At 49.2% G+C, this 11,873-nt stretch carries 13 protein-coding genes, 1 tRNA gene and 1 pseudogene; 8 read left to right on the plus strand and 7 right to left on the minus strand.

Annotated features, from left to right (window positions below; all coding sequences use genetic code 11):
- Positions 1 to 48: 48 nt before the first annotated feature.
- The 7 genes from HYT76_02435 to HYT76_02465 all read left to right on the plus strand — a co-directional run bounded on the left by HYT76_02435 (position 49) and on the right by HYT76_02465 (position 5,521).
- Positions 49 to 528, plus strand: a complete 480-nt coding sequence (locus tag HYT76_02435; GenBank protein ID MBI2082404.1) for a DcrB-related protein — start codon at positions 49 to 51, stop codon at positions 526 to 528.
- A gap of 48 nt (positions 529 to 576) precedes the next feature.
- Positions 577 to 1,839 (plus strand): hypothetical protein, encoded by a 1,263-nt coding sequence (locus HYT76_02440; GenBank protein ID MBI2082405.1) that lies wholly within the window; start codon positions 577 to 579, stop codon positions 1,837 to 1,839.
- Complete coding sequence (locus HYT76_02445; GenBank protein ID MBI2082406.1) at positions 1,840 to 2,313, plus strand: cyclic nucleotide-binding domain-containing protein; 474 nt, start codon at positions 1,840 to 1,842, stop codon at positions 2,311 to 2,313.
- Complete coding sequence (locus HYT76_02450) at positions 2,279 to 3,106, plus strand: hypothetical protein (protein ID MBI2082407.1); 828 nt, start codon at positions 2,279 to 2,281, stop codon at positions 3,104 to 3,106. The genes HYT76_02445 and HYT76_02450 overlap by 35 nt, the downstream gene beginning before the upstream one ends.
- 68 nt (positions 3,107 to 3,174) lie before the next feature.
- Entirely contained in the window at positions 3,175 to 3,738 is a 564-nt protein-coding gene (locus HYT76_02455) for a hypothetical protein (protein MBI2082408.1), read from the plus strand.
- Positions 3,739 to 3,766: 28 nt separating this feature from the next.
- Positions 3,767 to 4,369, plus strand: coding sequence for a hypothetical protein (locus HYT76_02460; GenBank protein MBI2082409.1), 603 nt, complete (start codon positions 3,767 to 3,769; stop codon positions 4,367 to 4,369).
- A 423-nt stretch (positions 4,370 to 4,792) separates the two neighbouring features.
- On the plus strand, positions 4,793 to 5,521 hold the full coding sequence (locus tag HYT76_02465) for a response regulator (protein ID MBI2082410.1): 729 nt from the start codon (positions 4,793 to 4,795) through the stop codon (positions 5,519 to 5,521).
- Here HYT76_02465 and polX read toward each other — a convergent pair.
- The 3 genes and pseudogenes from polX to HYT76_02480 all read right to left on the minus strand — a co-directional run bounded on the left by polX (position 5,466) and on the right by HYT76_02480 (position 9,085).
- Complete coding sequence (gene polX / locus HYT76_02470) at positions 5,466 to 7,196, minus strand: DNA polymerase/3'-5' exonuclease PolX (GenBank protein MBI2082411.1); 1,731 nt, start codon at positions 7,194 to 7,196, stop codon at positions 5,466 to 5,468. The genes HYT76_02465 and polX overlap by 56 nt on opposite strands.
- Entirely contained in the window at positions 7,178 to 8,431 is a 1,254-nt protein-coding gene (locus HYT76_02475; GenBank protein MBI2082412.1) for an ATP-grasp domain-containing protein, read from the minus strand. Before HYT76_02475 ends, polX begins: the two co-directional genes overlap by 19 nt.
- Before the next feature lie 22 nt (positions 8,432 to 8,453).
- Positions 8,454 to 9,085: pseudogene (locus tag HYT76_02480) on the minus strand (cytidine deaminase).
- A 240-nt stretch (positions 9,086 to 9,325) separates the two neighbouring features.
- Here HYT76_02480 and HYT76_02485 point away from each other — a divergent pair.
- Positions 9,326 to 9,396: transfer RNA gene (locus HYT76_02485), tRNA-Gln, on the plus strand.
- Between the two features lie 225 nt (positions 9,397 to 9,621).
- On the opposite strand, the gene HYT76_02490 is transcribed toward HYT76_02485, so the two are convergent.
- The 4 genes from HYT76_02490 to HYT76_02505 form a co-directional block, all read right to left on the minus strand.
- Entirely contained in the window at positions 9,622 to 9,978 is a 357-nt protein-coding gene (locus HYT76_02490) for a helix-turn-helix transcriptional regulator (GenBank protein ID MBI2082413.1), read from the minus strand.
- A gap of 13 nt (positions 9,979 to 9,991) precedes the next feature.
- Positions 9,992 to 10,267, minus strand: a complete 276-nt coding sequence (locus HYT76_02495; protein ID MBI2082414.1) for a type II toxin-antitoxin system YoeB family toxin — start codon at positions 10,265 to 10,267, stop codon at positions 9,992 to 9,994.
- 37 nt (positions 10,268 to 10,304) lie between these two features.
- On the minus strand, positions 10,305 to 10,385 hold the full coding sequence (locus tag HYT76_02500) for a helix-turn-helix domain-containing protein (protein MBI2082415.1): 81 nt from the start codon (positions 10,383 to 10,385) through the stop codon (positions 10,305 to 10,307).
- A gap of 187 nt (positions 10,386 to 10,572) precedes the next feature.
- Positions 10,573 to 11,772 (minus strand): hypothetical protein, encoded by a 1,200-nt coding sequence (locus HYT76_02505; protein MBI2082416.1) that lies wholly within the window; start codon positions 11,770 to 11,772, stop codon positions 10,573 to 10,575.
- Positions 11,773 to 11,873: the final 101 nt, after the last annotated feature.

The raw sequence follows: 11,873 nt of genomic DNA on the forward strand, positions 1-11,873 counted from the left end.
AAAAAGCCTTCTTTACAAGCAAAATCTTCGATGATACTAACCACATCAATGGGGAAATTCCTCCTAAATAATATTCAATGTGAAATCCCACCGAGCTGGCAAGACCAAGGGATGGTCACGTTTACGATCCCTTCGCCGGATAAGAACGTCAAACCGAACATTATCATGACGAAGGAGTATCTCCCTCAGCCGATTGCCCTCAAGGAATATTTTGCAAAGATCAAGGAATCGATCGTGAAGAGGGGGATTCGGGACTTCAAGATTTCCGACGAGAGGGAGATCATCATTGCCGGGAATAAGGCGATGCAGATGGTCTGTACCTGGGATGTCTCTGCGATGAAACAGATGCTTGGCGGTGGTGGTGGCCCTGTCCCTGATATCAAGCCGGGTCAGATGGTAAAGCAGGTCCAGGTCACCCTTTTGAAAGGGAACCTCGCCATCAACCTGACTGGAAGCTTCCCCGCGGAGCAGTTTGATATCTACTATCGTCCATTTCAGCAGTTTCTTGCCACCATTCAGATTAGTTAAGCAACTTTCCACATTTCGTCTCCGATCTTCTGGGCAAGTGAGGGGGAGATGCTTCCGATTGGAATAACACCGTTTCTGCTGAGGTCTTCTGTTTCGACACCTAATGAAATCAATATAACAAACGATCAGCCCCGAAGTCTTCTCTCGGAAGGTCCGAGAACCTGTTTGAGCGCCACTTTTAGACTGAGCGGTTTTTCGAAGGGAAGCCTTGGACCGGAGAAAAATCGTTCAATGGAGCCGCGCGAGTTTCGCAGGACCTGTAGAGAGGAGACGAGGGGCTGGTCGGAGCTTGGGGCCAGCATCGCACTCGGCCTCATCATCACTGATTCAACCAAAAGAAAGGCATCGACCCTGCTGCTGGTAGGACTTGGGATCGGGGTTGTCGCAGGAGCTCTCTTATTACATCGAAATATTTCGACGGCCCTCCATGAGATCCCCTCAAGTCAATCAGAGAATAGGCCACACAAAACGTCCTTTTCCAGGAGACCAATCCCTTCGAACAACTCAGAGACTTTAACGTTGTCCAAAAAGGAAAGGGCGAAGAGGGTCATTATTTGCTCAACGAATTTTCAAAAAGGAACCTTCGTTGTCTCTTATCAAGGGGAAACACCCTTTGAGGTGTCGTCTAAGGGAATGACCTGGACACCGATGACCCTTCGAGACTGGGAAGAGATTTTCGGTCCTCTGAAGCCCCCTTCCGGCGAGATCGCCCGACATGTCAAGCTGACCTTTGGCAATAGGAGATACTATTCCTATGTTGGAGATGATGGGAGCACCCTGGAAAACCTGAATGGGATCTCATGCCCATTTGAAAATTGGATTTTGGAGACTGATCTGGAAGATGATTTGGAAGAGAGCCCCTCAGATCTTCTTGTTGTCCAAGACTACGAAAAATTGAGAGAGCTTCTTGAAAAAAAGGGAAGTATCCATGCGGAAGAGAGTCTTGACGAAGGGGAAAAGACGATCACTATTAATGCTGAACAAGAATGGTATTACGGGATGGTCGCGGATGATGACCCTCGAAGCGCTGTCAGTGCCGTGACTTACAATTTTGATGAGGATGACAGATTGACCGGGATAGAGCTTTACATAGACAGCGCACGGCTGCTTGAATTCGTTAATGATTCGATCGATGACCCGATCGCCCATCTGACGGTAGAGGATCTGGAGGGTTCAATCTCGGCAACTTGTTCAGGTTCCAGCAATGATTGTACGATTACAGGTCTTCCGGAAGGGAATGTCAGCGGTTTTTGGAGCCTTAAGGTTCGCGAGCTTGTTGAGCAGTATCTAACTATTGATGGGGTTTATTGAATGAAACCAAATCTAAAATGGCTCTCCGAAATGACCGCCTTCGGGGGCCTGACACCTGAGGGCCTCAAGGTTGTCTCCAGATACCTGACCCCCTCAAACCATCCCGCAAACAAGATCCTCGTGAAAGAGGGGGAGATCGACGATCGCCTTTATCTGATTCAAAAGGGGAAGATGGAGATCCTCAAAAAAACCGATGGACATTCAAGGCGCCTCACGATCCTAGTGGCAGGATCGATGTTTGGGGAGATGTCACTCATCGGGATCTTTCCCCGATCTGCGACGGTAAGGACGCTTACCTCCTGCCGGACCCTTACACTCCGGAGCTCTGACCTTCAGAAAGTTTATTTAGAAGATAAGGATACCTACATCATGATCATCCTGAATCTCGCCCGAGAGGTCTGTCGTCGACTTAACAAAATGAATCAACTCATCGTTGAATTTGGCACAACCTTCCCTCGACATCATCGAGGATAAGCTCATGAAAGTAATATGGGGAGCGGTCTTTGCAGGACTTACCACCTCCTGCATTGTTAAAGAGGCATTGGATGACGGGGAGTCTCAGGTCTCACCAGAGGGGGAGTTAGACTGCCATGAACCAAACGTTTTTTCAAATTTTAACCTCCCTGCAGAAACAATCTATTTTCCTGTCGTCTTTCAAAGGGTGACGCGGTCCGATGGAACTGGCGGTTATTCCGCGACAGATTTTCTCGAAAATCTGTCGGGTTTGAATCAGACCTTTAAGCCAATGCGGATCCAGTTTTTCCTCGAAGAGACGGTGAATCTACCAGATGATTCAATATACGAAATTGATCTTGATGAGGGACGAGAAGAGAGTCTTGAGAGAATCCGTTCCTATTTCATCGATGGTGCCTTGAGTCTCTTCATTGTCGATCAAATCACAGGGCCCGCTCTCGCTTACACGCTCGGCCACTACGGATTTATTGCTGAGGAGAGTGCCAATTCTGTCACATGGACCCATGAAATCGGTCATTGTTTCGGACTTCTTCATACGCATATGCCTGGGGGAGATTTTATCCCGGATACCCCCGATGACCCTGGTCCCCTCTGGGTGAATGAGAATGGATGTGTGGCATCTGATAATTGTGAAACGGTTGAATGTTCTCCAGTAGAGGGTGAGATCCCTCAACCTGATTTTCGGAATTTCATGAGTTACTACCCTGATATTTGCAAAGATCACTTCACACCAAACCAGCAACAGGTGATCTGGTGCTCTGCAGAGAATTCCCTCCAACGGTTTTTCGAATAATGACTCAATAATTTCCCGAATAGAACTTAACAACCTTTTCCAAAAAAGGCCGAGAACTGGGATGAAAAATGAGCCGAATTGATCAAATCGATAGTGCCTTGAATCATCTTGGGGAAATCAAAAGGGTCGCGACGGCCTATGTGGTGCGGGCTGAGGTGGCAGCAAGAGAGTTCCGTGTTGCCTTTGAAGGGAACAAGAGATTCATGCCCCCTATTCACGATGGTGATATCGTTCCATGTTATGAGCAGGTTGGATTGATTGTCGAAAGATATAAAGAATTAAAGGGACTGCTCTATGGGCGAGATCGGCATGCGGGTACCTTGGGCCTACAACTTCTTCGGCTCGATAGACTTGCATCAGCTGTTCATGCCGAGGATGTCCCAAACGTCGTCTATCACATACAACAAGAAATCGGCTGCATCCCCTCACGACAAGCTGTCGGAGAATGGGGAATGAGATTGGTTACCCATTCTGATGTTGTGAAGGACCAGATTCCTCTGGTGGATCGACTCCTGCTACATCTCTTGGAAAGAAGACGAGAGATCCGTTTCCAAAACAGGCTTTCAATTGGAATCGGGATTGTGGCTGTTGCCCTTTTCGGGGGGCTATACTCGGTAGCAACATATCAGTGATTCGGTCGAGAACTAAAACGGAGGTCGCATGGGTCATAACATTCAGACGAGACAGTTAGACTTTCAGACAATCCGGGAGGGTTTTCTATGTTTTCTTGGTGGTGCAGGGGCACTCGTTCTGAATGAGATATTTAATCCCAAGGCGAACTTCGGTGTCCTTTCTCGTCCTAAATCATTGAATTTTGGAGCCAATCGAATGACCGGTTTGGCAAATTTAGTGGGCAGTATCGGTTTTATTCTGGCTCCTATTTTGGCAGGAGGAGTTGCGGGGCTTTATAATGGTGATGCCACGGCACGACGTTACCCGGGGATGACTTACGAAGATCAAGAGGTTCGTGATCTGCTTTGGGCAGATGTTCAAAGCGGTCTTCACCTGAATGGTTATCTGCATGCGTCGGGAGTACTTGTCGGTTTGTTGCTTGGACGCTTCACCCCGCGCTTCGGGATCTTTTACGGCGGTGCTGTTTTCCTTGGAATTGTTATGATGGCACTCCTGGAGCCACAGATTTTTTTGATACCGACTTCGCCAAAGAGGATTTCGGTTCAAGTTCAATGCTCTCAAGATGGCAGGTGTGTCATTCGAAATAGATCGGCAATCGAAAAGGAACTGAAACAACCTCTGCCGGAGTAGACGTGGCAAACGTTCCACCAACAAAATCAGCAACCAGAGGATGCCCAGATCCTTCCTTATCAATCGATCAACCGGCTTGTTCTCCACCAGTCCCGACTAACCCCTATGAGGCGAGCTGCACCTCGATCCGACAAACCTCATTCTGGGGACCGATACAAACGTGTGCCCCTCTTTTCTCAGCGGTGAGCCTTATGACCTACGTCGCCATGATCAAGGTCGTAACCCGGGCTGCAACTGATGAGCCTCCTGACCTACAACCATATCCAAGGCCATCGATTACGAAGAAAGGGCTACTCGTATGGGGACTTATTGGCCTTGGCGCCGGCCTTTTAACGGGGCTCATCATTGATCTAACTTCTTACCAATTCCAGCAAGAACACTGCAGCTAGCAACTTAACCCCCCTTCCCGCCGATGATAAAGACGTGGAGGGAGTTTACCAAAGCGCTGAGAAAGCGATCCTTTACCTGGATGACCAGGCCTCTCACAGGCTCCTTTTCGAGCGTTCCTTCCGGGGGGATTGGCTGATCCTGACCACCTCTTCCGCCTCTGAGGCGATCAAGATTCTCAAGGAACATGATGTCTTCCTCGTCATTGCCGATCAGAACATGCCGGAGACCACCGGTATTGATTTTTTGACAGAAGTAAAACAGATCTCCCCGCAAGCGGTGCGGGCGATCCTCTCTGCCTACGGCGATGCCGACTTAAAAAAAGAGGCGTTCGAGAAGGCCAAGATCTCGGCCTATCTGGAAAAACCGTGGGACCGGCATAAGATCCGGTCTTTTATTGAAGAGGCCTACAACCGATTCTCGAACGGGGAGACAATCCCCATCAAAGAAGAACCACCCGAAAAAAAAATTGAAAAATTAATCAACGAGGGTTCCCAATCCTCGAATAATCTTTGCAAACTCGTCTCACAACTTGAGGCGAGGGTGGATGAACGAGGGCGTAAGCGAATTATCCTTACCTATAGTGAGCCGCGTCTAAAAAATTTCGTCGTCCTGATCCGTCGTCCCTGTCCGGAAGAACTTTTAGAGGCGGCGGCAGCGGCTATTGTTGCAGAGAATGAAAAAATGGAAGGGGCTCTTTTGCGATACCTCAAGCGGCTTTCGTCCGAAGATAGCGCTCCATCTCTTGGGCCGACAGTGAATTAAGCACATCCTTTTTAGTGAACCACCCCTTTCGAGCAATACCGATTCCGTAAAGGTAGGCAGCGATCCCTTCGACAGAATGCGCATCCGGATTGATGCAAACCCTGACCTTTTTTTCTTTCGCAAAAGGTCCAAGTCTCCAATCGAGGTCAAACCGATGGGGATTTGCATTGAGCTCGATCACCTTCCGATAGTCAGCAGCTGCCTGAATCACCTGTTTCATATCGACCGCATACCCCTCCCGCTGGAGGATGAGCCGGCCCGTTGCATGTCCCAGCATGGTGAAGTATTTGTTCTTGAATGCCCTGATAATCCGCATCGTCATCTCGGATTCCGGCATCGTAAAAGAGGAATGCACGGAACCGATCACGAAATCGAACCGCTCCAGAATTTTTTCGGGATAATCGAGAGAGCCATCCGGCAGGATATCTGATTCTGTCCCCCAAAATATCCGGATCTTGAATTTTTTCCGAAGTCTCTCAATCTCCTTCTCCTGCTCTTTCAGTCGATCCGGTTTCAATCCCCCTGCGTAATAGGCTGACTGGCTATGATCAGAAAGCCCGATATACTCAAGACCTAAACGTTCTGCCTCGGCCACCATCTCCTCAAGCGGTGCCGTCCCGTCACTCCAGGTAGAATGGATATGAAAAACACCTCGGATATCTTTTGATTCAAGAAGGTCAGGAATTTTCCCCTCTTTTGCTGCCTCGATCTCTCCCATCCCTTCCCGGAGTTCGGGCGGGATATAACTCAGCTTCAATTTTTTGAAGATCTCTGACTCATCCTTGCATGAAATCCGTTTTGTGCCCTTGAAGAGGCCGTATTCATTGAGTTTCAGATCAAATTCCTTTGCCAATGTCCGTAACTGGGTATTGTGTTCGGCGGAACCGGTGAAATAATGGAGCGCAAACGGGAACTCAACATCCGATACCACGCGCAAATCGACCTGAACCCCATTCTTCTTCAGGGTGATGGCGCTCTTCGTTCCCCCATGAGCCACGACAGATTCCACCTCAGGGAGTGTGACAAACCTCTCCATGACCGAGGCAGGATCTTTAGAGCTGGCGAGGATATCAATATCTCCGATCGTCTCCCGATGGCGGCGCATCGAACCACAAACTTCGGCTCGAATCACCTTCGGGTCCTTCTTGAGCCTTTCTAACATCGGAAGGGCTGCCACCAACGCCTCGTCATAACGTCGGCGCTCCGCATAAACCTTCAGGTGCTGAATTCCATCGAGTATCTTCTTTTCTGTCTTTTCACCGAACCCCTCCAGGGAACGAATCTTTCCCTTCTCACACCCTTCTTTAAGCTTGGCGATCGTGTCGATCTTGAGTTGATCATAGAGTGCCTTCACCTTCTTCGGACCAAGTCCCGGGATTCGGATCATTTCCAGAAGTCCCGCTGGGACCTTTTTCTTGAGCTCTTCAAAATATTTGAGTTTTCCCGTCGTGACGAGGATGGTGATCTTTTCGGTCAATGCCTCGCCAAATCCGGGAAGGTCCTGGAGTAGGGGCGTATGGCCATACGCCCCTACGAGTTCTTCCATTGATTCAGATCTTCCCTCCAAGGTTCTTGCCGCATTGTAATAGGCGCGAACCTTGAAAGGATTTTCGCCGATGAGCTCCAAAAGCGTTCCGATCTGACTCAGAATTTCGATTACTTCCGCCTTGTCCATAGAAAACGAAGTCCTTCCTGACAGGTTAGAAATTTTTCTGCCAACTCCTTCTCAGTATCTCCTCCCAAATTGATTAGACCATAACGATAGCTCTTCCCGTCCTGAAGCTCTTCCGAAAGACGATGACCGATCCGTCCAAAAATCTCAACACGGATCTCCGGAAATTTTTCTTCCAGGCTAGCGATCTCCTCCGGAGAAGGAAGTCGATGGACCGTTTCGTCCTCAAAGGTTCGCAAGACAAAACTGGAGGCGACCCTAAATTTACCCCGATCCCTCTGAAACCTGGGTTTCTTTCCCAGGGCGAGTGCTATCTGGATCTCATAGGTATTGGTCCCATGGACCTTCTCCATGAGGTCCGCAAATTGGGAGCAAAGGCGAGGATTGACCTCGATGATATGAATCGAATCTTTTTTTGAATTGTACATCATCTCGATATTGAAAATTCCGTTATCGAAACCAATCCCTTCAATGAACCTCTGAGCAATTTCTCCCATTCGCTCCTGAACATGACGCCCTAATTGTGAGGGGTAATCAAATCTTCGAAAACAGCGTGTCCCAGGGTACATCACGGAGTCAACGATTCCGATAATCATTGCCTTGGATTCGAAAACAAAGCCCTCGATGGTTACCTGGTCTCCTTCCAGGATCTCCTCGGCAATCAGACCATTCGCAGGGAGAGAGAAATCTGTGTATTTTTTTAAGAGCTGATTAAAGGGGCGCACAAACGAAGAGAGATGTGAGTCTGCAAGTTCAATCTGTCTTTCGAGATCGGCAGGATTGGAGACCGGCTCTGCCAGGATCGAGAAAAAAGATTTGGCCGGTTTGACAAAAAAAGGGAATGGGAGTTTCGGCACTGAAGAATCTCGCTCTTTTGGATCGATCCAGAAAAACCGGGGTGTCGCCTCGGGAACTAGTTTTTCCTGGGCCTTCCGGCAGTAGTATTTGTGCTGACACAATAGGATTTTTTCGGGTTTTGGCGAAGAGAGTCCAAGTTCCCTCGCCAAGAGGCTCGCAATAATACTCCCTGGATAATCATCCGTACTGATAATTCCATCGACCTTCTGCCTTCGGCAGATTTTCAAAACCTCTTCGATGTAGGCCAAGGGGTCAAAGTTATCGAGATGCTCACTCGCATCCTCTCCATGAAAGGTTACATGGTGTCGTCGATCCAGGCCTGTTTTCCGAATTTCCCGAAGGTCGCGGTGAGTGGGACAAACAAACAGGAGTTGCTGCATAAACTCATCTTTTCATAATCGTTCATAATCTAAAACCAAACGGGAGAAGTTCCCCTACCGTAAACTCTCCGGCCCCCTCGATCAAGACAAGCGCATCCTCTCCCATCAGTTCGATCATGACCTGACGACAGGAGCCACAGGGGGTTTTGAGGTTTATTGGGGCCGACAGAGGATTCCGAGGGGTCGAGAGGGCGATCGCGACAAAATCCCCCTTCTGCGCCCCCCATTGATTGCGGCGGTGAGGGCGGCACGCTCGGCACATTGGGTCAGTCCGTAACTGGCGTTTTCGACATTGCATCCGGTAACAATCCTCCCATCCTTGGTCAGCAGGGCCGCGCCGACAGGAAAGTTTGAGTAAGGACGATACCCCCTCTCTGATGCCTCACGCGCCTTGGCAAGAAGCTCTAATTTTTTCGCTTCAGAAATTGATGAGGGTAGAACACGTTTCAAAATCGGAGGTCTGATAGCCTGATGGCTTAATCGCCCCCCCCGAAGAAGCCAGCCGAGGGCGAAGACAGCGACCAATCCACCAGCAATGAAAAAGGAATCATCCGGTTTTGCCCCTGGTGCCGGACCACCGGCCAGGAGAAGCGGACCGTTTCCAAAACCCCATTTTGGTCGAGAGGCATTCGATGAAGAGACGTTCTCAGACATTTTTCCCCCTTCATGTCGAGATAACCAGTTCCTATCACCTTGAAAGCAGATGGCAAGCCCTCACGTGGATTTTTCATACTTGAACTCACCACCAAGAGAGGGCATGAAGGGGAAGATTTATAGCGAATGAGCATTGTTCGGATCGGATTGACTCCGTCCGAACAAGCGGAATGAGCGGTGAAATAGTTACAATCAGATGGGGTTGTTAAGGGGAGAGCGGTATCTCCCCTTAAATAGAATTGAGGAGTCGTCCAACGGCAGGACACCTGGCTCTGACCCAGGGAATCTAGGTTCGAATCCTAGCTCCTCAGCATTAATACACCTGCTCCTTTCGGAGCCGGTGCATTAATGACAGTAATTGCTAGGATGAGAACGGCGCTGAACGCCGAGCGATTAGCGAGGAAAAGCGAGCCAATTCCGGCGAGCGGCAGTGAGGCGCTGACGCCCTGAGCCGTACCTGACAGCGCATTTAGGCGAAGGGCGAATCCTAGTGTAGTATAAATATCTGTCGGGAGCGACCCTAGCCACGTTATGACTTAAAGAAATTTTCGGTAATCAACTCCAAAGGTCTCTGCCAATCTCCTGGCCGTTGCCGGTCCGATCGGTCTCTTGCCGGAGATCATGGCTGAGATGTTCCCCTGGGGGATGCCCGTCGCTTTTGCAAGCCTCTTTTGCGTCCAGGACTGGCCCGTCATATAGGCGACAAGGGCACCACGAGGCGAGTCAACCCACGGGATTCGTTTCTTGATCTTGGCAAGGAGTTCCTCAACCGGCTTTGTTTCATCAACGGCCAGCTTGAGACTCTCCTCGATCTTCTTTCGGAGCCTCTTGGAAATTTTAAAACGGGGGGTGACCTTGATAGCTCCCAGACTTGTTGCAACATTCAGAGTCATAATCGATCCTCCTTCAGTAAGCCCCTTCTCTCGTGCTGACCTCAATGACCAAAATGGTCAAAGCCCCCTGTGAGACCGAATAGATCAGCCGATGCCGGTGATCGAGACAAAGCCTCATCAATCCACTCATCTCGCCCTTTAACGGCTTCACATTCCACCCCCTCGGGCAGGGGCCTTCTGTATTCATATCCTGGATGGCCTGACGAAAAGCAACCTGGGTTGATGGTCTTAGTTTATCAACAGCCTTCTCGATCCGCTTCGGATCTTTAAAGATGACCGTCCAGGGCATAAAAAGTGTATATCAGTAATGATATACTAGTCAAGCCTCATTTCTTCACGTGCTCCAGAAGGTCTCCCGGTTTGCACTTAAAGAATCGGCAAACTTTTCTTGAGGAAATCAAAGACATTCCTTTGAATAATCTTGTTTATCTCGATGAAAGCGGGGTGAATGAGAATCTACAAAGAGAGTCTGGCTGGGCGCCGCGTGGAGAAAAAATCCACGGAGAAGTCTCCGGCAAGACAAGGAAACGTCTGAGCATGATTGCGGCATTGAACGAAAAAGTTTCCCTAAAATTCATTGTCGTAGTTCAGCATTCATGGCCTTTGCGGAATGAAAATATTGACGATAATCCCCTCATCCGTAATCGCCAACGGTTTTATTTCGATCCCCGCATCATCATCCTGATAGACTTGACCCACCGCCAAGGCAGCATCAAAAAAATCCCTCGCTCCCAGGAAGTCGTTTTCAATCAAGAGGTCGGTATAATGGGGGTGAGAGTTGGGGGTCATATCAAGAAGATCACTGGAGCTACTATTATAGTCGTCACCTCCTTGATGGATCAGGAGTCCGCCATAGGTGGGGTGATTGAGCGGGAGCACGGCATCAAAACCGATCGGTTGCCGAAATTCCAGGTAGTAATAAATCGGCCCCAGAGGTTGAATTTCATTTGGGCCGTCTTCTTTCAGGATCTTGATCGCCTTGATCCCTTCTTTTTGAGAGGAAATGGGTTGGATCGTGTAGGTACCGCTCTCTGTGACCTCGATCAATTGATGCTCCTCATCGAACCATCCCAGATACTCCTTATAAAGGGCGTTGTGGTGCATCGCCCGTGTCCCCATTGTTGTGTAATGATCCTCATATTCCCATCTCTGGCACTCCCAAAGCGGAGGGGGATAAACAGGGGGCAAGGGCGTTATGGTACTGACATCACCACACTCATAGGCATAGGCGTGATCAAGTCCCAAGTTGTGTCCAAATTCATGGGCGAGGGTAAAGAGGCTCAATCGACCATTGATGGTAACGAGCTTAAATCCCTTGGTGCCGTCATAATCGTCGGATTCAAGCCGGATCGACTCTCCACCAGCGGTTCCTCCGAAACAAGGTGTCGCCTGAAAAATCACAATCAGATGCCGATAAAGTGAAAAGTCAACATCATCGTCCGCCCGATCCACCACCTGTTGGACAACTTCATCTTCAAAGGCGTCATCATGCTTGAGGCACTGCTCGCGTGTCGGCCGTGGCAAGGTATACCACCCATGGACCTCCCCAAAGATCGTTTCTCGACCATAAGAGTTTTCCTCCATGAAGGCCTTCAAAGAGCCTGATTCTCCAAAAACCATGTTATGGACCTGTACTGGAGTTACTGAAGACTGTTTCGGATTTTCGAATCTTGCGAGCAAGACAACGACGCTGTCCTCCCATTCAGCAGCCTCCGCAAACATCGATCTGCCGATCATTGTCTGGCCAAACAAAATAATAAAAAAGACGATCCATCGAATGAAAGGTTTCTTCATATTTCCCCCTTGATCAGAGAAAAGGGAGCAATCGCTATGCCAACGGACAAGAGTCTCCACTCTGAGAAAACAGGAGAGAAATTGAAGGGATGGAAATCCCC

Source organism: Deltaproteobacteria bacterium (assembly GCA_016180845.1).
Taxonomy (GTDB): Bacteria; UBA10199; UBA10199; order JACPAL01; family JACPAL01; genus JACPAK01.

Coding starts and splice junctions, on each gene's coding strand:
- HYT76_02435 (MBI2082404.1), top strand. CDS start 49: ATGGGGAAATTCCTCCTAAATAATATTCAATGTGAAATCCCACCGAGC.
- HYT76_02440 (MBI2082405.1), top strand. CDS start 577: ATGCTTCCGATTGGAATAACACCGTTTCTGCTGAGGTCTTCTGTTTCG.
- HYT76_02445 (MBI2082406.1), top strand. CDS start 1,840: ATGAAACCAAATCTAAAATGGCTCTCCGAAATGACCGCCTTCGGGGGC.
- HYT76_02455 (MBI2082408.1), top strand. CDS start 3,175: ATGAGCCGAATTGATCAAATCGATAGTGCCTTGAATCATCTTGGGGAA.
- HYT76_02460 (MBI2082409.1), top strand. CDS start 3,767: ATGGGTCATAACATTCAGACGAGACAGTTAGACTTTCAGACAATCCGG.
- polX (MBI2082411.1), bottom strand. CDS start 7,196: ATGGACAAGGCGGAAGTAATCGAAATTCTGAGTCAGATCGGAACGCTT.
- HYT76_02475 (MBI2082412.1), bottom strand. CDS start 8,431: ATGCAGCAACTCCTGTTTGTTTGTCCCACTCACCGCGACCTTCGGGAA.
- HYT76_02490 (MBI2082413.1), bottom strand. CDS start 9,978: ATGACTCTGAATGTTGCAACAAGTCTGGGAGCTATCAAGGTCACCCCC.
- HYT76_02495 (MBI2082414.1), bottom strand. CDS start 10,267: ATGCCCTGGACGGTCATCTTTAAAGATCCGAAGCGGATCGAGAAGGCT.
- HYT76_02500 (MBI2082415.1), bottom strand. CDS start 10,385: ATGTCTTTGATTTCCTCAAGAAAAGTTTGCCGATTCTTTAAGTGCAAA.
- HYT76_02505 (MBI2082416.1), bottom strand. CDS start 11,772: ATGAAGAAACCTTTCATTCGATGGATCGTCTTTTTTATTATTTTGTTT.